The sequence below is a fragment of the Pseudomonas sp. UBA3149 genome (genome assembly GCF_002364655.1).
Lineage (GTDB): Bacteria > Pseudomonadota > Gammaproteobacteria > Pseudomonadales > Pseudomonadaceae > Chryseomonas > Chryseomonas luteola.
In genome coordinates, this window is the sequence record NZ_DEYV01000028.1 from 47,571 (window position 1) to 65,368 (window position 17,798).

General features: G+C 52.2%; 18 protein-coding genes. 15 read left to right on the plus strand and 3 right to left on the minus strand.

The window, feature by feature from the left end; translation table 11 throughout:
* Positions 1-67: 67 nt before the first annotated feature.
* The 5 genes from B3729_RS17775 to B3729_RS17795 all read left to right on the plus strand — a co-directional run bounded on the left by B3729_RS17775 (position 68) and on the right by B3729_RS17795 (position 5,607).
* Positions 68-1,024, plus strand: a complete 957-nt coding sequence (locus B3729_RS17775; RefSeq protein ID WP_286788574.1) for an endonuclease — start codon at positions 68-70, stop codon at positions 1,022-1,024.
* Positions 1,021-1,440, plus strand: coding sequence for a lysozyme inhibitor LprI family protein (locus B3729_RS17780; protein WP_286788575.1), 420 nt, complete (start codon positions 1,021-1,023; stop codon positions 1,438-1,440). Before B3729_RS17775 ends, B3729_RS17780 begins: the two co-directional genes overlap by 4 nt.
* Positions 1,441-1,819: 379 nt before the next feature.
* Positions 1,820-3,352, plus strand: a complete 1,533-nt coding sequence (locus tag B3729_RS17785) for an AAA family ATPase (protein WP_286788576.1) — start codon at positions 1,820-1,822, stop codon at positions 3,350-3,352.
* A complete protein-coding gene (locus B3729_RS17790; RefSeq protein ID WP_286788577.1) occupies positions 3,343-4,836 on the plus strand; it encodes a VWA domain-containing protein in 1,494 nt (497 codons plus the stop codon). The genes B3729_RS17785 and B3729_RS17790 overlap by 10 nt, the downstream gene beginning before the upstream one ends.
* Positions 4,837-5,304: 468 nt before the next feature.
* Complete coding sequence (locus B3729_RS17795) at positions 5,305-5,607, plus strand: hypothetical protein (RefSeq protein ID WP_286788578.1); 303 nt, start codon at positions 5,305-5,307, stop codon at positions 5,605-5,607.
* A 2-nt stretch (positions 5,608-5,609) separates the two neighbouring features.
* Here B3729_RS17795 and B3729_RS17800 read toward each other — a convergent pair whose 3' ends face one another.
* The gene (locus B3729_RS17800; protein ID WP_286788579.1) at positions 5,610-5,846 is read right to left on the minus strand and encodes a hypothetical protein; all 237 of its coding nucleotides are present in this window, start codon (positions 5,844-5,846) and stop codon (positions 5,610-5,612) included.
* On the minus strand, positions 5,836-6,465 hold the full coding sequence (locus B3729_RS17805) for a hypothetical protein (protein WP_286788580.1): 630 nt from the start codon (positions 6,463-6,465) through the stop codon (positions 5,836-5,838). Before B3729_RS17805 ends, B3729_RS17800 begins: the two co-directional genes overlap by 11 nt.
* Before the next feature lie 158 nt (positions 6,466-6,623).
* Between B3729_RS17805 and B3729_RS17810 the strand changes: the two genes are divergently transcribed.
* The 8 genes from B3729_RS17810 (at position 6,624) to B3729_RS17845 (ending at position 15,669) form a co-directional block, all read left to right on the plus strand.
* Positions 6,624-6,932: a DUF5440 family protein gene (locus B3729_RS17810; protein WP_286788581.1), complete on the plus strand. Its 309-nt coding sequence runs from the start codon at positions 6,624-6,626 to the stop codon at positions 6,930-6,932.
* Between the two features lie 91 nt (positions 6,933-7,023).
* Positions 7,024-8,526, plus strand: coding sequence for a 3'-5' exonuclease (locus tag B3729_RS17815; RefSeq protein WP_286788582.1), 1,503 nt, complete (start codon positions 7,024-7,026; stop codon positions 8,524-8,526).
* A gap of 9 nt (positions 8,527-8,535) precedes the next feature.
* Positions 8,536-8,850 carry a hypothetical protein gene (locus tag B3729_RS17820; RefSeq protein ID WP_073450614.1) on the plus strand — a complete coding sequence of 105 codons (315 nt, stop codon included), beginning with the start codon at positions 8,536-8,538 and terminating at the stop codon, positions 8,848-8,850.
* Positions 8,851-8,868: 18 nt separating this feature from the next.
* Complete coding sequence (locus tag B3729_RS17825; RefSeq protein ID WP_073450613.1) at positions 8,869-9,183, plus strand: hypothetical protein; 315 nt, start codon at positions 8,869-8,871, stop codon at positions 9,181-9,183.
* On the plus strand, positions 9,177-9,362 hold the full coding sequence (locus B3729_RS17830) for a hypothetical protein (protein WP_073450612.1): 186 nt from the start codon (positions 9,177-9,179) through the stop codon (positions 9,360-9,362). Before B3729_RS17825 ends, B3729_RS17830 begins: the two co-directional genes overlap by 7 nt.
* Positions 9,363-9,527: 165 nt before the next feature.
* Entirely contained in the window at positions 9,528-10,529 is a 1,002-nt protein-coding gene (gene traF, locus B3729_RS17835) for a conjugal transfer protein TraF (protein ID WP_125890035.1), read from the plus strand.
* Positions 10,526-11,971 (plus strand): conjugal transfer protein TraH, encoded by a 1,446-nt coding sequence (locus B3729_RS17840; protein WP_286788583.1) that lies wholly within the window; start codon positions 10,526-10,528, stop codon positions 11,969-11,971. The genes traF and B3729_RS17840 overlap by 4 nt, the downstream gene beginning before the upstream one ends.
* Positions 11,971-15,669 carry a conjugal transfer protein TraG N-terminal domain-containing protein gene (locus B3729_RS17845; protein WP_219653960.1) on the plus strand — a complete coding sequence of 1,233 codons (3,699 nt, stop codon included), beginning with the start codon at positions 11,971-11,973 and terminating at the stop codon, positions 15,667-15,669. The genes B3729_RS17840 and B3729_RS17845 overlap by 1 nt, the downstream gene beginning before the upstream one ends.
* Positions 15,670-15,705: 36 nt before the next feature.
* On the opposite strand, the gene B3729_RS17850 is transcribed toward B3729_RS17845, so the two are convergent.
* Positions 15,706-16,296, minus strand: a complete 591-nt coding sequence (locus B3729_RS17850) for a hypothetical protein (RefSeq protein ID WP_286788584.1) — start codon at positions 16,294-16,296, stop codon at positions 15,706-15,708.
* A 498-nt stretch (positions 16,297-16,794) separates the two neighbouring features.
* Between B3729_RS17850 and B3729_RS17855 the strand changes: the two genes are divergently transcribed.
* Positions 16,795-17,340, plus strand: coding sequence for a transglycosylase SLT domain-containing protein (locus tag B3729_RS17855; protein ID WP_073450607.1), 546 nt, complete (start codon positions 16,795-16,797; stop codon positions 17,338-17,340).
* A partial coding sequence (locus tag B3729_RS17860) for a hypothetical protein (RefSeq protein WP_286788585.1) occupies positions 17,337-17,798 on the plus strand: 462 nt, incomplete at its 3' end. The genes B3729_RS17855 and B3729_RS17860, both read left to right, overlap by 4 nt.

The following is a 17,798-nucleotide window of genomic DNA, read 5'->3' on the forward strand; positions in this document are numbered from 1 at the left end:
AACCGTTATTATAACCCCTGACGACCCTCTATAATGCCGGCCCGTCTCGTTTGCCCTGCATACTGTAATGAAAAAAGTCCTGCTCTCCCTTGCTTTGCTCGTACCCTTTGCCGTTCAGGCTGCACCCGCAACCTTCACCGAGGCCAAGGTTGCGGCCAAGCAAAAGGTCTATTTCGACCAGGGGAGCAGCGCTCAAGGTGAGCTGTATTGCGGCTGCCACTGGACCTGGACCGGCAAGTCGGGTGGACGCATTGACCTGGCGTCCTGTGGCTATCAAACACGCTCGCAGCAGAACCGGGCCGAGCGCGTCGAGTGGGAGCATATCGTCCCCGCCTGGATCTTTGGTCACCAGCGCCAGTGCTGGCAGAACGGCGGGCGCAAGAACTGTGTTGCGGACGATCCGGTATTTCGCGCCATGGAAGCGGATATCTTCAACCTCTACCCCTCGGTGGGTGAGGTCAATGGCGATCGAAGCAACTACCAGTACGGCATGGTGAGCGGTGTGGCACCGCAGTATGGGCAGTGCAAGACGAAAGTTGACTTTGCCGGCCGCTCAGCCGAGCCCCGCGATGAGGTCAAGGGCCTGACGGCTCGGGTAACGTTCTACATGTACGATCGCTATGACCTGTCCATGTCGCGCCAGCAACAGCAGCTCCTCATGGCCTGGGACAAACAGCATCCCGTTACCGCCTGGGAAAAGGAGCGAGACAACCGTATTGCCGCAGTGATGGGCCACCACAACCCGTTCGTAACCGGTGAGCGCCAGTGGACCCTGGGGTACAAGCCGGTAGGGGAGGGTATCGTCAGCCCGATTCCGGCACGAAATTCGAAGTCCGCTCAGCCGGCTACTACTAGCACCTCTGTATCATCTGTGACCATTATTGGTAACAAGAATAGTCACATCTATCACCTGCCTCAGGGATGCCCAAGCTATACCAAGGTCTCGGCCAAGAATCAGGTACCGTTCAGTTCCGAGGCTGAGGCGCAGGCGGCCGGGTATCGTAAGGCAGGTAACTGCAAGTGACAAAACATCGATCCATACGAGTAAAGCAGGCCCTTCTGGCCCTGATCGCTATAGCGGGCATCGTCTTTCAGGCTCAAGCGCAGGAGCGATGCAAGGAGCCCTGTGTTACGCCTGGTCCCGAGGAGTCAGTTGATGCGAAGCTCAATAGAACTTATCGCGACATCATGCACAAGATTGACTCGGGTGGCTTTGATGGCGGACTAGTACCTAAAGAAGAGCTAAGCCAGAGTTTAAGGCAAAGCCAACGAGCGTGGTTGAAGTTTAGAGACGACAATTGCGAAGCCTACTACACCTTGATGAGTGGGGGCCTGTCTCGCAATGAGGACCGAGAGGTATGTCTAGGCGAGATGACGTCCGAGAGGACTCGGTTTCTGGAGAAGATCTATCTCCAAGGCAAGCTGTTTGATGAGGAGTAACGTCCTTAGGTAAAGGCTATTGGATAGAGCTACATGAAATCTCTCAGTCATTGATATAAGCAGCCCTGCGCGGGCTACATGTTTTGGTCTTTGAGAAGCTATAGAGCTGTCACCCATGGGCTTACTTCATCCTCAGGTAATTGAGGAAGGAAAGTCCTGATCATAAAAGCCATTACGTAGAGCTATATATCATACCTACGTAATCGCTTGGATTAGTTGTAACAACCAGCACTGCATGGCCGCTATCGGCCAGAAGCGGGCATTGGCTTGATCTCCGACGCAACCCGTTGCAGAAGACTAGCCCAACCAGGAAGTGGCCATTCGCTATGAATCTGGATAGTCTCGGCATCAACAGCCGAGTGGGTTCAAGGAGTCGAGTGTGGGATTGCAAAAGCGTATCGGGGATTTGGTCGCCAGCGTAAGCGCGGGCATGTTTGAGCGTGAAGAGATCATCGCGGTATCTCTGCTGGGAGCACTCTGCGGGCAGAATACATTTTTATACGGGCCACCCGGCACGGCCAAAAGTCTTATTTCGCGCCGCATAGCCTGCGTCTTTGAGCAGCCAACCTATTTCGAATACCTGATGAACCGCTTCAGCACACCCGAAGAGGTGTTTGGCCCTGTGTCCATCAAGGCGCTGAAAGAAGATCATTACGTTCGCAAAACAGATAATTACCTGCCCAAGGCCGATTTCGCCTTCCTCGATGAAATCTGGAAATCCAGCCCCGCTATTTTGAACACCCTGCTGACATTGATCAACGAGCATGTGTTCCGTAATGGTGAAGCCATTGAGAAAGCCCCACTCAAGGCTCTGATTGCTGCATCCAACGAGACGCCAGATGCCAACCAAGGCCTAGAGGCCTTGTACGACCGCTTTATTGTGAGGCTGATGGTTGGGCCAATTCGTGAAGCCCAGCACTTCGATCAGCTACTGAATAGCAAACCGACCGAAGCCAAAATCGAGATCCCCTCGGCTCTACAGGTTAAGTCCAGCGAATGGGCTGAATGGATGGCGCAATCCCATCAGGTCAAGCTGTCTGCTGAGACGCTAACCATCATTCACTTGATCCGCAAACAGCTGGAGCAGCAATACGAAACGCTCAAGGTTTATGTCTCCGACCGGCGCTGGCAGCGTGCCGCGATGCTCATGAAGGCAGCAGCCTTCTTTAATGACCGCAAGGAAACCAACCACAGTGACGCCTTGCTGCTGCAGCACTGCCTATGGACGCATGAAGAGAATCGTCAGGCCGTCTGGGATATTGTTGCGGATGCAGTGAAGGCGTCGGGGATTGATAGTGGAATCGATCTCGCTGAAGCGGATAGGCGAAAGGATAAACTCGATAAGGAAATTCACACTGAGCTTTATCATTCGGAAAATATTTACAAGACAGTTACTATTAGTGGTAATGAATTCTTCCAGCAAAAAGTCAGCTTCCTTCCTGATGATAGATATTATCGGCACCCGGAAGAATTTGAGATATACATTTATAGCGACAAATTGAAGTCCACTGATGTCTTTCATCCGGTAGACGCAAAAGGAAATGAAGAGGAGGAAATATACTGCAAATTTGATGGGCAGGGGACTTGTCAGCTTGAATATAAAAGTGGTGGTATCAAGTATAAGAAAATCAATATTACGCCTTCTGTTTTGTTCCATAAGGGTGATAAAAAGAAAGATATAAATTCGCGCCTGGTTTCTTCGCTATCGCACTCAGTGATGGAGATGAGGGAGACATTGCAAGGTACGCTCAAGCAGGTTGAAGCTAAATTTAAAGGTTACAAGTCAAGACTTTCTTCTCCATTTGTGCCGGCTGATAAAGTCAATTTAGCAATCTTTGGTATAGCGAAACAAATCGAGGATTTGCAGCTTCGCATCAAGGACTGCGAGCGGTTGGAAGAGCTATGCCGCTAGATCCACTGGCTAATGCTGCAAAAGATATTGGCGATAACGTTCAGCACATATTTGCGCCATTATTAAGGGGCTCTGATTCGATTGCAGGGCATGTAGCAGAGAGGATTCGGCTATGGCAATTGGCCTCGGCTGCTGAGCTGAAAGCAGATTTTCCTTTTGCGTTCTATGAGCAGCAGCTATCGGACTGGCAAAACAGGAACCAGTCTCCCCCTGTTTCGAGTGCAGAACTAGCAGCAGCCGCTGCGGACTATGCTGCGCTGTGCCGTGCTGCCAAACTGCCGGACAATCAGTCTTTTTGGCAGCGTGAGCTGGCAGCGGCGACGGCACCTGTGACGGTGGGGAAAAAACGTCAGACTGATAGCACTATAAGTGCTCGTCTTTTGCTAGATGAATGGCAAAAGGCACTGGATAAGTCGCGGGCAGAATGGGAGCTTGGGCGTATATCCATGCTGCGCCGACAGTTCATGGAGGAACTCGAAGCATTTCTGCGGCTACTGCAACAGCTTCACCAGCAGTTGGAAATGCTGGGGTTGGACCCTGGTATGTTCCTTGACCTATCCAAAGGTAATTTGTCTGCACAAGAGATCGAACGCTTTAAGCGTTGGGCCTCATACTTGGCCAATGATCCAGGTGTTTGGTCGCTATGTGATTTGCTAGGCAAGCTACGTCAGCTGGAGTTATCCGAGCGTATCGAGCGAGCCCAGGTGCGCTATACGCAAGACATCGAGTTACCGGATATCAATTCGCGGGAAGAGATCATTGGCGTTCGTTTGGGACGTGATATTGAGCATGTGCTGCCCAGTGAGTTGGCACTATTGGCTGACCCTGAAACGTCCGTTCTTTTCGACCTCAAGTACGTCGAGTCACGCCTGATGTGTTTTGACATGCAGGGCATTCAGCGCGTCCAACAACATCACCAGAAGGAAGAGCTGCGTAGCGTTGAAGAGGCGGCTAAGCAGGGGGCGATGGTGATCTGTGTCGACACCAGCGGTTCTATGAGTGGTATGCCTGAGACGGTTGCCAAAGCCGTGGCGCTTTTTATTGCAGGCAAGGCCAGGCAGCAGAAGCGAGCGTGCTATTTGATTAACTTTTCCACTGGCATCGAGACGCTGGATCTTGGCGAAGACTTCGGCATGGAGGCATTGATCAAGTTTCTGGGAATGTCCTTTCACGGCGGTACGGATGCTATCCCGGCATTGGATCATGCGTTGGGAGTGATGCAGCGCGAGACCTATGAGCGTGCTGACGTACTGATGATTTCAGATTTCATCATGGCCAACTTGCCGGGGCAGCTGCGCCAGCAAGTTGAGCAGCAGCGCACCCATGGCAACCGCTTTTATTCCCTGGTTGTAGGCGATTGCTTTATGACTCAACGTTTAGCTAGCCTTTTTGACCATGAATGGGTCTATGACCCGCGCAACAGCCAAATTCATGAACTGATTGGTTTTGAGCAGAAGCTATCTAGTAGTGCCAGGAATGGGTGACCCAATAGCTCTTCCTCAATGGCTGCTTCTGGCCGATTCTGTTGAAAAAGTTAGTCATGGTTTGAGCAGCAGAAAAGTGCGCGTCCGAGATTGAAATCTGCACTTTCGGCAGAGGCTTCCAGACGCAGATTTCACGTAGCAGCGTGTAAAAAAGGCGTTTTCACCGTTCAATGATCAGGCCGTTTCGGATGACCGATTTTTCAACAGAATCGGCCGATAGCTGCCACATTAGGCTGATAGCTATCAGGCTGAAACAAGGCATGCCTTCAAATCAAGTCTATAGGGGCACCTGAGCGGAAATGATCTATCGATAGAGAAGTGAAGTTCTGCCTAATCCAACCTAGCTAAAGCCATGAACATAGCCTTGAAACTCAAAAGAGAGGGATGCTTGTCAGCGTTTACAATTGATTGACCCTGAACGAGTGCTCGAGGCCAAATAAGCAGTTGGCTCTAGACGTCCACAAACTGGTGCCTCGAAAAACCAAAAGCAGCAAGCAAAGCAAAAAGCTTATGGCTGGGCGACATCTCCTTGCCATTGACGATGCAGCGATGCAGATACTTACCCCAGCTTTTGAGCAACTTCGTGCCCGTACAGGCCAGCTAATCGATGCCTATACGGATTGCGTGCTTTCAGATATGGATAGTTTCATTCAGATACTTGAACAGCGCATGCCACCTTTAACTCAACGCTCTGGTATTTGGTTTGAGCTACTGTCGGTACTCAGGCAGGCGAGGGCAGAAGGGTATGGCGTCATGTTTGCTGGAGACTAAATTCATATTGAAGTAAATCTTTCTAGCTGGCGCTGCGTCATGATCTCTAGCTCATTGCCTGAGCTTCCCGATACCTCGATTGCTACATAGGCCAATGCCTGTATGCGCCAGAACGGTACCTGCATACCCTCGGCAACCCGCTTGCAGGTCTCATCATCGTTGAGTGCCAGTTGCGCGGCTTCCATCAACTCTGCAACAAGCTTTTCGTCCATTTTTGCAATAGTGTCCTTAATCGACATGCTGTGACTCCTGGCTAGTGCTACTGTGAGCATCACGAAAGGAAAGGTAGGCTTCAAGAAGGCTCCTGGTATCAACATCAGAAGCATGCTCGGTCAGAACTTCAATCTCTTGCAGGCTGAGTTGTTCGAGTGGGGTTCCCTTGGACTGGCCCTGAAGGATTGCTCCCCTGATCTCTCCTGTGCGGCTATTGATCGAGACGCGCACCCATGCTGTCTCAAGAATGGCAGACTCTGGTATGGCTCCGTGCTTTTTGAGAAGCGCGACAACCCGCGCCTGCTTGCGCTGGCGCTGACGTGATGCAACAGCGAAATCAGTCTCCTCCAACCGCAGTTTGTACTGGGATTCGAACAGATAGATCAGCGCTATCCCGATAGCGGTAGGGACGGGCGCAGCGATGGCAGAGAGTGTGAATCCTAGAGTAGTGATCAGATCGATAGTGCCTATCGCTCCCGCATACACCTTGCTTGCGCTGCCTTTAAAACTGTCTGCCCTGTCGAGAATCGCGTCTTTTGCAGTAACTGCGCGCGTCTCTATCGTTAGGGCTGCCCGCTTTGCACTTGCGCTGGCGGTGCCCATTACCCGATCAAGAAATCTTTTCGTGTTGATGTCGTAACTCATCAGTCAGTCCCTGCGATTTAGCATGTTCTTTCTATGCTACTTGGAAAAATAGTTGAGCTATCCTGCTACTCCCTACCCGCGCGGGTAGGCACTACGCCGATTGGTATTAAAAAAGTTGGTTAAGCTGGTAGTGAACCCAACAACAGGGTGCCGCCGACATGAACTACCAATCGCTTCCTCCTCTTCCTTCCGGAATTCGCTCCAGTTTTGAGGTGCTGAGTTTTGAGGGTGTGTCTGGAAACAAGAAGTGGATATTGCTCGATCTGGACTCACGGAAGGAGTACCGACTTGATCATTCCATGCTTGCAGACAGGGAGATCAGGGAAGGGGATATCCCTGAATCCGGACCACGCATTATCGTGAGCTTAGAGCCTCGACTGGTCGCCATGCACTTAAAGACAGGTATCTTCTACAGCGATGCGCCGCCTCCATCGCGCTTTCGTCTGCCTCGCCAGAAAAACTCCTGATATTGACTGGAGTAGGGGAGGGCCGGACTTGCATCCCGGAAGACCTGTGAGACGCTGGTTGTATCTGGCATCGACTAATCAAGGACACCTTATGGCCTTCACGCCCACCTTCGAGCAGGAACCCATCATTGTCTCCAAGGCAAAAAAGCTGGTGGTCCGTGCCTATGCTGGTACTGGCAAGACGTCGACGCTGGTAGCCTTTGCCAGGGCCACTCCCAGTGAGCAGATGCTTTATCTGGCCTACAACCGCGCCATTCGTGATGAAGCTACCAAGAAGTTTCCCCGTAACGTCACATGCAAGACCACGCACCAGATGGCCTTTACCGGCTACGGGAAAACACTCCAGCACAAGCTCAAGGGCAATCTACGCCCCGTAGAGGTGGCCCGCGACTACGAGTGCAACTATCAGGTCGCTGCCGCCGCCATTGCTACAGTTTCCTGCTACATGAACAGTGCTGATCAGTTCATTACGCAGGCGCACTACTGCCGCGCTCAGGAGATGAAGTCGAAGAAGTCAAAAAAGAAGGACGATCCACGGCTGGCCAATGCTGCGATCAAGGTGGCCGAAGCACTATGGAGTGAGATGCAGGACCCGTACAGCAAGCAAATTGCGGTGCACGATGTGTATCTGAAGCAGTACCAGCTCTCCCGTCCGGATCTGTCTGCCCAGTACAGCGTGATCCTCTTTGACGAAGGGCAGGACAGCAACGAGCTGACTACCGACATCGTGTTCAGCCAGACCAAGGCGCGTGTCATTACCGTAGGCGATGAGCATCAGCAGATCTACCAGTTCAGGGGCGCTATTGATGCCCTGAGCCATCCCCAGTTGCACGACGCCGAGCAGCTGCGGCTAACTAACAGCTTTCGCTTTGGTCCCAATGTCGCGGCTATGGCAAACGTACTCTTACGTTATAAAGGTGAGGATGTACCGCTTGTGGGGCTGGGAGGGGAGGATCGCATTGTGGTCTCGTCCGAGTTCAAGCTAAGCGATTCAAAGCCGCCATTTGCCTTTATTGCCCGCACGGTGATGGGCGTGATTGAAGCCGCCCTGTTTTTCTCATCCCGTGGCATGAGCATTGAGTTAGTTGGCGGGTACGATGCCTACGATTTCAAGGGCATCCTGGATGTGTACTGGCTTTCAAAGGACGAACCGCAAAACATCCAGAACAAGCGCCTGCTTGAAGACTATCCGGATTACACCGCTTACCAGATAGTGGCGCAGGAAGCCCGTGACATCGAGATGCTGCGAGCGGTGAAGGTCGTGGACAGTTACCCCAATCTTCCTGACAACCTTGCCATCCTCAAGAGCCAGCTCGTGAAGGGTGGCCAGCAGGCGCAGATGGTCATAACCACAGCTCACAAGAGCAAGGGGTTGGAATGGGATCAGGTCTATCTCTGCGACGACTTTCCTGATCTCACAGATGACGAGATTCCCATGCAGGAGATGCTAGGGGAGGTGAACCTGCAATACGTGGCGCTGACGCGGGCCAAGAAGCTGCTGGTGATCACGCCTACACTTTTGAATCTGGTCAAACTGGTCAAGACCGGTTTTCGCCTGACGGATCTATACCGTTCAAAATCACTGAGCGCCTAGGTGAACATAATGTTTCAAGCCCTGCTCGCTGATATATCCATGCTGGCCGTACTCACCGCTGCCATTGTTGGAATAGTTGCGACCTTTGCAGCTGTCTGGAAGCTGGTAGAAACCCTACGCCTCCTTTTGCCTACTATCTTGCTGGCGCTCGGCATGGGAAGCTTCTGGGCCTCTCGCCATTTCTATGAGCTGCACTCGCATGCAAAGGCGCTCTCTGCCGGACAGGAAACCTGGATCGTCTACGTCTGGCTGTTGGGCTTTATCTTCATGGTCTTGTGCTTGTCCCTTCCATTCTGGGCAAGAAAAGACATTAAAGACCAGTGAGCGCCTGTTGAGGTGGGTATGCCTGAGATCACCGTTGCAGACCTGTACCTTGCTGCATTTTGCTTAAGCTTGATCACCGATGCTGTGCTGGTAGGCGTAGTGTTAGCAAAGCTGGCCTCCACCCGGCGTCTCGTCTGGGTAGCTGCGTTAATGGCATCCGTGTTCTTTAGCTGTACGTTTTCCTATTTAATGTATGGGCTGCATGCTGGGGCTGAGCGTGGAGGAAGCTGGGTCGCCTATGCTATCGCCGGTATCGTGTTGTCTGTAGTGATAGTCTTGTCCCGCATGCTCAGTTTTGATCGCCCCTGGCAGCAGGAAGGTAAGTCGTGCTGAAAGTAGGACACTATCTCGATGCCAAACCTTCTGACCCTACCTTTGCAGGTTGGATAGAGGCTTACAGTTATGCGCGTGAACTGGCCCAGCGGTCAGACGTGATACCCATAGCCATATGGGGCAAGCACGACGAAGCCCTTTGCCTGTTTCTTAACGGCGAGAAGCTCAGGCGCATCTGAGCATTGGGATAATAGCGCACATCTCGAAACGTGCGTCTTGGGGCCGTCAACCCAATTATTTATACCCAATCTTGCTACTCCCTACCCGCGCGGGTAGGCAGTACGCCGATAGGGTAGTGCTCTTGCATCGTAGTATCGACATACCGCCACTACGATGCGCACGCCATGAAACGACACGCCTTTGTTCCTGTTCTTTTGCTGGCCAGTGTGGTTGCTTCCAACGCTCCGGCCGACACCACCGATCCTCATTCTTTTTGGTCACAAAAGCAGCGTGGCTGGTTCTTTTACGAAGACCCTCCTGAGCCACCAGAAGAAGCACCAGCGCCTCCGCCCCCTGAACCTCAATCTCAAACGGTACAGACCATAACCGAGGCGCCAGCACAGGCTACCCCGGCACCGCCACAAGCCTTTAGTGCTGAGTGGTTCAGAAAGAATCTGCCCAAGTACAAGGACGCCGCCTGGGATAACCCGACGGTTGAGAATGTACGAGCCTTCATGATGCTCCAGCGCTACGCCATGGACCGGAGTTCGCAGTTCGCGGACGTCACTCAGTTGGCGGTGCAAGGCGATCCCTTTCTGGATGAGACCGCTCGCAGGCCCAATGCGACCTACGCGGCTCAGGCACTGGACAAGCAGGCTGGAGAAGCCAAGGCGCAGGTCCTCGGCGAGCTGGCAAAAAGTGTGGGCGTCTTCTACTTCTATGCCTCTGACTGCGACCTGTGCCAGGCGCAGGTCCCTGTGGTGCGCATGCTGGAAAGCCGATTCACGGTTACGCCTATCTCTGTGGATGGCAAGGATCTGCCTGGCAGTCCCTTCCCAACCTTCAAGCCAGACAAGGGGCATGCCAAGTTGCTAGGGGTGCAGCGTCTGCCTGCCATCTATCTGGCCCACCCAAACGGCCAGTTTGCCCCCATTGCTCAAGGAGCGCTCGCACTTGGCGAGATCGAGCAACGTATCACGCTGGCAGCGGCGAGTAAGGGATGGATCGACCAGCGCGCTCTTAACCGCACTCGGCCCTTGCGCAACCTTGATGACAACCTCAGTGAGCTGCTTCCGGCGGGCCTCGTCGAGGGTGATGAGAACGGCTTTATCCCACCGGCTGAATTGCTTCAGCACATTGATCAATCCCTCGGTAGCGCCCATGCGGGCGAAGGAGAACTCCCATGAATAAATGGTTCTCACCAGCAGCGCTGGCCCTGTCGATCTCGCTTGCCTCTCTCCTGCCATGCGCAGCTCAAGCTGGCGGGCTGCAGGACCAGATGGACAACCTCTTCAACTCGATGAGCAATGCCACGGATCCTGGCGTGTTTGAAACGCAAAACCGAGGTGCGATTGCAGGAGGGCGGTTTATCTCCAAGAACCCCACGATGAACGTCAACTTTGCCAACCTTGAGATTCCGAGCTGGAAGGCAGGGTGTGGTGGGGTTGATCTGTTTGGTGGGTCATTCTCCTTTATCAATGCTGATCAGTTCGTGCAGCTCTTGCGCAGCGTTGCGGCCAATGCCACCGGCTACGCCTTCCAGCTTGCGCTCTCAAATGTGTTCCCTGACGGTGCAGAACTCCTGTCAGAGTTGCAGGCCCGCATACAAAGCCTGAACCAGATGATGGGCAACTCCTGCCAGCTGGCACAAGGCGTGGTCAACGACTCGGTTGGGGCCATGGGCTACAAGATGGATAACGATGTCCGTACCAGCGCCACCATTACCGGAACAATGACGGATTTCTTTGCTTCGCTTAGTGAATCTGATGGCACCAGTGCACGCGCCTCGCTCAAGCAAGCCAATCCGGACGAGTACCGTAAAAAGATGGGCAATATTGTCTGGAAGGAACTCAAGAACAATCGGGTCGACCTCTGGTTTTCCACCGCTTCCAGTGGCAGTGGCGGGAGTGGCGGATCGCTTGATCAGGCGCTGCTTGAAGCTTTCATGTCCATGACCGGCACCGTAATCGTAGGGGAGGGAAGCGATGACGACTCCAATATTGCCAAGACCCTGCCTGGTAATCTGGTCACCCTGCAAGACCTTATCGAGGGAGGGACCGTCAAGGTCTATGACTGCGGCTCGGACGTCGATAATTGCCCCATGGATGTCAATAGCCCTACCAAGACGGTAACGCTGACCGGACTGAGAACCAAGATCAATGAGGCTTTCCTGGGTAATGACTCAACCTCTATCGGCTTGATCCAGAAATATGGCCTGGGCGGTGAAGGGGTAACGGCTACGACGCAGGAGCAGGCAGTGTCGGCCAGCATTGGCATTACTGGCGGCCTAATCAACCGCATGGCGGTCAGCAGCCCTGAAGCTGCGCGTAGCTTTGTGAGTGATGTATCCGGGGCCATGGCACTTGGCATGCTGGAAAGAACGGCCCGGCAGATGATCACGGCCTCTCAGGCAGCCCTGGCGACGAGCCAGAATTCCTACGCCAACCTTGCGCACCAGCGGCTGAGCGAATCGCTCAGGACACTTGACTCAGAGGCACAGTCCCTGCGCGGCCAGTACGGCAACCTGAGCGACATAGTGGCCAAGGCAACAGCCAATCAGGAAGTCGTGGAAAAGAATCGCTACATGCTTGAAGCGCAGCTCACCAAGACTGGCGGGGGGATGAAGTAATGGAATTCGATATCTATTCGATTGGGGAAAGTGCCTTTCTTGAGCAGGTGCTTAATGCCGTTGCCATGATTACCGGTGAGGACAGCTTTCGGGATGCAGTAGCCATTGGCATGTTACTGGGCGTGTTACTGACGGCGTGGCAGCTCCTGACCGGAGGTGGCAAGGGTGGCGTCGATATCTCGCAGATTGTTGTGTGTCTCATCCTTTACATGTGCATGTTTGTACCCCGCGCGACCGTCGTTATTGAGGATGCCTATACCGGCGCCGTCAGGCCCGTGGATAACGTACCTGTCGGTGTTGCGGCGGTGGGGTCGATGCTATCGAGCGTAGGCTACGGGCTGACACGGCTGTTTGAGCAGGGCTATGCACCGGTGGTACCCGGCATCACTGAAACCCAGTTCGCCGATGCGCTGAAGATCCTCAATGATGTTCGCCGGCGCGCGGGCGAGCCCAAGGTGTTTCAGGCCATCAATGTGGCCCTGGGCGATGGATCGATGAGCAACCTGCAAAACGGTACAGCGGGGGGATCGATCGATTTCCGTCGCTCCTGGTACAACTACATAAAGGAATGCAGCCTCAAGAACATCGACCTGCATCGGGTATCACTCGATACGATGATGAATCACTCGATGATCGAAGCCCTCCAGTTTCGTTCATCCATTCACCGTACTCTGCTCTATATGGACACCAGCAATCCATATGGGACCAATATGACCTGTTCGGATGCCTATACGCTGCTGGTGGCGCGGACCAACGAGGCCTTTTCGACGCCTACTGTCAAGAATGCCATTGCCGAGTCCGCGGGCATAAAGCTCTTTGAGGATGATGATCTCTATACCCGTCTGAATACGGGCGTCAGTGCACTTTCTACGGCTGGTGCGGCGGCCGTAGAGGCCCAGAAGTATGTGATGGCCTCTGTGCTGGATACGGTGTATGCCGAAGCCGCGCAAGGTCGCTATACGGATATGCGAGACTTCTCCAGTGCGGCCATGGTCAGCCAGGCCATACAGCAGCGAAACACCCAGTGGGCCTCAGAGCAGACGATGTTCCTGAGTACAGTCAGACCCATGCTGGCGCTGATAGAAGGGTTTGTTTACGCCGTTACCCCATTGATGGGCTTTTTGATCGTCATGGGTGCGTTTGGCATCAAGCTGGTAGGCAAATATATTCAGATGCTGATCTGGATACAGCTGTGGATGCCGGTGTTGGCGATAATCAATCTGTATCTCTATATGGCAGCAAGTGCGGAGCTGGCCGCCGATGCAGGGGCTACAAGTGGTGTTGCAGTTGCCCTTGATTCCTTTTATGGGCTCTACCGGTCAGATGAGATCCTGGCCAACTGGCTGGCCACCGGAGGGATGCTGGCCGCAGCCACACCTGTGCTGACATTGATGCTGGTTACAGGGTCGACCTATGCCTGGGCATCACTGGCGCAGCGCATGAATGGTGCAGACCATATCAATGAGAAGATTGCGACGCCCGATGCAATCAGTAATGGCCCGGCCCTGAATAACCTGGCCATGAACAGCAACACGAACGTAGGTGGGACGGCAGGAACCGGCGCCGACAGCCTGCTTCCGAACTTCAGCTTCAATTCAATACTCGGAAGTGCCGCTTCATCGTCTGAACGCTTTGCAGAGGGCAAGCGTGAGCAGTTCTCTCGGACACTTTCAAACTCGCTAACGGACAACGTATCGCAACAGCAAACCTACGCGTTAGCCGAGCAGTTCGGCCGGCAAATCAGTAATCGCGAAGATCAGTCATCACAGGCTGTGATGAGCGCTGCCACTAGCTATGTCCGTGATCATGGGTTAGGTGCAGAGCATGTGAATGCTGTGGCTGGCGCTATGGTTGCGACTATGGGAGGGCAGGCTAGGCTCGATCTAAGTTTGCCAAAGGGCGGCAAACAAGCTGGTAAGTCTCAGGAGAATGATACAAAGGCTGATGGAAGCGGAGGAGTTGGAGGCGGAGTTACTATTCAGGGGAGTCAGACTAGCTCTGAGTCTAACTCGGTCAAGTATAACGAGGCTGAAGGTATGAAGTACCTGCAAAATGCAGGTTATACGCAAACACAAGGCGCAACCCTAAGCGACTCCCTTGCTCATGATATCAAGAGCATGAACACCAAAACGCTTTCCAATATCCTGGGCGAGGAGCGGGCCAGTCAGCTACAAAGCTTAGCGTCGGAGTCAATAGATGCCAGTCGGGATTACGCGAAGACGTCCTCTCTTTCACAGAGTTTTGCCTCAACAACAGGCCTCACGCTTAACGATATTTCCAATACGGTTGCGAACAACAAGGATGCCTTCGGATCCCTGCATAGTTTTGTTCGTGACTACGCGGACAGAGACGTTAAGCGCCACATCAATGAGCTCAAGAACAGCTATACCGATATGGACAACCCGTATCGTATGGATGAGAAAAAGGCTTTCGTAGCCGCAGCCATTGCAGTAATGGGGGAGAGAAACAACTTCAAGGATGAAGGCAAGTACTACGACTCTGTTGGTGTAGTAGGAGATGTGATTGGTAAGGCGCTGGGAAGAAATATGCAGAGTTCTCCAGAAGCGTCATACAGCCGTAATTCCGATCTAGAAGACAAGTCTGCGAATATCGCTCAAGGCGTCAGGGACGATGCGGAAAACATCCAAGCACCTCGTGCGGTCAATAGAGATGACGTTCAGCGTGGATCTTCGACATCCGCACATGTTCCCCCTGTTATGCAGAACATGTCGAGTAATGGCCCAGTAGGTGAAGCTTTTGAGCGCGCAAGTCAAAAAACAGAAGTGCAAGCTTCTGCCTGGGGCACGAAAGTCCAGACCGATCAGATCAACAGCGTCTTTGATTCCGTCATAAATGCGCCCAAGGGATCTAGTGCGTATAGCAATGCTGGGCTGGGTCAGACCGCTGAAGGCGCGTTGCTTTCAACGAGTGTAGGCGCTTCGGTCGCTGGAGCCCAAAGCTGGGGATACGAGAAAGCAGCCGAGTTTACGAGGAAGATTTCTGGCTGGGATGACGAGAAACTGGCCGAATTCAAAGCGGCCAGCGAGCGAGGTGAGGATCTTTCAAGATTCGAAGTAAGCGATGGGCCTGTCTCTGGTGCGCTCAGATCTGTCATGGGAGCTGTAGTGGGAGGTTTCCTGGGCGATGAGGTGACTGAAAACATGACCAATGAGCAGGCCTCGGCGGTATATTTTGGACAAATGTCTGCAGCAATGCAGGGCAAGAGCGAAAGAGTATCCCAAGAGGGTCTTGCACGCTCTGGAGAACAGATGGCTGAACGTAAGCGGGAAGAGGCGTTACGTCTCGGTCACACCGAAGCGATGGCTGAGTTTTATGGATCGCAATTCACGGCAGAAAACCAAGTTCGAACCGTAGCCAAGCAGGTTGCAGATATACCAGCAAATGGAATCTCGTTCTTTACTGGACTAGCCGTTGATGTAGCTGACGCCGTACATATCGATGATTCTCGGCAAGCGCTTATCAATCAGGACCTTGAAAAAACCGCTCACCGACTAGGATACAAGAGCTTTGCCGACATGCCTGCAGAGGAACAACAGAGCAAGCGTATGGGAATGGAAAAAGCGTATGAGCATATTGAGTTCGCCGCTCGAAACCCTGAGCTCGAGCGCAGTGAACTTCAATATGGAAGTCGTATAGGCGCTGTGATCAACGGCAAGGATATAGTTGGTAAGGAATAACAGAAGTAGAAAAAGCCCGCATATGCGGGCTTTTATTTAATAGGGCAATACTGGCGGAGGGGTAGCAGGATCGGAAAGGCGCGTATCGTGAACCGCCCGTTCATGGAGATAATACGCATACCTCATATCCATAAGCATTTTTTTTGAGTAGTCATCTGCCGGGTTCCGCTCATAGCTTAGATCGCTAGTAGGTCTCACCCTACAACCTGAACTACCCCTTGCCTTTCTTGGAGCCTTGCTTCGGGAGATTACCCGCGCGATAAGACTAAGCAGCATCACAGGCTGGCCAACCCCAATCCAGCACCACGCTATCATCCGGAGCGCCTCATCAGGAATCATGTCCTGTGCAAGCAAAACGCTCATAAGCACGGTGATGGTAAGAAAAAGGATCTTGCCTGACCTGGTGGCATAAGCCGCTCTAACGCCGGCTCCTATCATGATGCTCGCTGGCAAAAAGATCAGGAATACGGCGAGAAGCAGACCAGCAGCTATTACAGGTTTACCTACTGCGCTTTGTAGGGCGAGGGCTCCTGCGAGTATCAACAGATACACCAGGTTTGCATACAGGACGCCCCTAAACACTCGTGGTGTCTTTGGGGTAAGTGTAGCGCTAGGTGATGTGGCCATAGTGGGTACCTGTTAAGAACCGAAATCCAGTGGTTGAAAGATCCTGTGAAAAAAAATGCAAAGGCGGTTGCCCTTACCCCAAAACATAGACTACATTTCATTTCCGAGGTAGCTGGCCTCTTTAAAGAAGCAGCCCTTTAGAAACACATTTATAGCAACACCCAGCTCGTAGTCTCTACCAGCTTTTGATTCAAGCAAATGTTCTAACGACTGTTTGCCTTCTATTCTTGTGATTGCCTGGCTCAACTCCCCGCTATATCGAGTTGCTCAAGGGCATATCTCATGTTCTTCTTTTTCTTGCTCAAGTCAGCTTTTGGCCGTTTGTCCAAAGGTATTGATTACAAGAAACCAATCTGCGCAATATTCGGACACGAAGCCGGTAATTCTCCGCTGCGAAAGATTTTAGCGTCATTCTGAATGTGACACTTGCATAATGGAATTTTTGTGGAAAATGGATAGGTAGTTCAGACCAAGCTAAGACTTAGCAGGCGGGGAAACATGAAAAAGATTGCATTACTGGCTTTCGCCCTCGGAGCGCTATCCGTAAATAAAGCCCATGCTGACCTTGATAATTCGCTGTTTGGTGAAATAGCAAGAGAACATGGGTTGCCGGTAAACCTACTTTATTCAGTTGCACTTGCTGAGTCAGCTTATTCATCTGATAAAGGTATAAGCCCATGGCCTTATACCTTGCGCACTGCAACCAAGGCCTATTACGCCAAAACGTTGGCTGAGGCGGAGAACATTCTGACTGAGCTTTTGAGAAGTGCGCGGTCAGTTGATGTTGGAATAATGCAGGTTAATCTGTACTGGAATTCCGACCGTATTAAAGATCCAAAATCATTATTAAGTCCTGAAAACGGACTGAGAATGGGTGCATCGATATTAAGTGAGCGAATAAAGTCTGCGCCTGGGGATCTGGAACTAGGTATTGGCCGATATCACAATATTAAGGAAGAAGCATTAGCCAGAAACTACGGAGCAAGGGTTCTGGCTATATGCAAGAACATCTCATACGTTATAGGTGGGGTTTGCGAAGAATGAGCGCTTTCAATACCAACGAATTGAGCATCAGAGATGGAAGCTGTAAAGACGTTGCGGATTTGAATCAGCAAATCTGGTCTTATATACATCAGAGTGCTACATCTGGCAGCCTAGAGAATTTAAGGGCCTTTAAATTCCATAGTCGTGAGATTTCTCGTTTAAGCGAGCTTTCGTTTCAAACGATCATGAATCTTTCTGATTCCATAGTTCTGCATTTCCGCGGAACTATCAATCAAAACGAAGCCCGATCTTGTCTCAAGTCAATGACAACTAAAGGCAATGGTGAGCTAACGCAAATTCAGGAATTCGCGTATCGATACTTTATGCAGGCTAAACTCTGTACACACAAATACGGAGCTGGTGTTGCACGATTACGTTATGGCCTGTCAACTCAGGAGATCGAATTCCTGATAAATATCTCTGAAACCCAGCTGAGATATTTAGAGCCGCTAACAAAA

Bases quoted from the DNA above. Each gene is read 5' to 3' on its own strand.
- B3729_RS17775 (WP_286788574.1), top strand. From the start codon at position 68: ATGAAAAAAGTCCTGCTCTCCCTTGCTTTGCTCGTACCCTTTGCCGTT.
- B3729_RS17790 (WP_286788577.1), top strand. From the start codon at position 3,343: ATGCCGCTAGATCCACTGGCTAATGCTGCAAAAGATATTGGCGATAAC.
- B3729_RS17800 (WP_286788579.1), bottom strand. From the start codon at position 5,846: ATGTCGATTAAGGACACTATTGCAAAAATGGACGAAAAGCTTGTTGCA.
- B3729_RS17805 (WP_286788580.1), bottom strand. From the start codon at position 6,465: ATGAGTTACGACATCAACACGAAAAGATTTCTTGATCGGGTAATGGGC.
- B3729_RS17810 (WP_286788581.1), top strand. From the start codon at position 6,624: ATGAACTACCAATCGCTTCCTCCTCTTCCTTCCGGAATTCGCTCCAGT.
- B3729_RS17815 (WP_286788582.1), top strand. From the start codon at position 7,024: ATGGCCTTCACGCCCACCTTCGAGCAGGAACCCATCATTGTCTCCAAG.
- B3729_RS17820 (WP_073450614.1), top strand. From the start codon at position 8,536: ATGTTTCAAGCCCTGCTCGCTGATATATCCATGCTGGCCGTACTCACC.
- B3729_RS17825 (WP_073450613.1), top strand. From the start codon at position 8,869: ATGCCTGAGATCACCGTTGCAGACCTGTACCTTGCTGCATTTTGCTTA.
- traF (WP_125890035.1), top strand. From the start codon at position 9,528: ATGAAACGACACGCCTTTGTTCCTGTTCTTTTGCTGGCCAGTGTGGTT.
- B3729_RS17840 (WP_286788583.1), top strand. From the start codon at position 10,526: ATGAATAAATGGTTCTCACCAGCAGCGCTGGCCCTGTCGATCTCGCTT.
- B3729_RS17845 (WP_219653960.1), top strand. From the start codon at position 11,971: ATGGAATTCGATATCTATTCGATTGGGGAAAGTGCCTTTCTTGAGCAG.
- B3729_RS17850 (WP_286788584.1), bottom strand. From the start codon at position 16,296: ATGGCCACATCACCTAGCGCTACACTTACCCCAAAGACACCACGAGTG.
- B3729_RS17855 (WP_073450607.1), top strand. From the start codon at position 16,795: ATGAAAAAGATTGCATTACTGGCTTTCGCCCTCGGAGCGCTATCCGTA.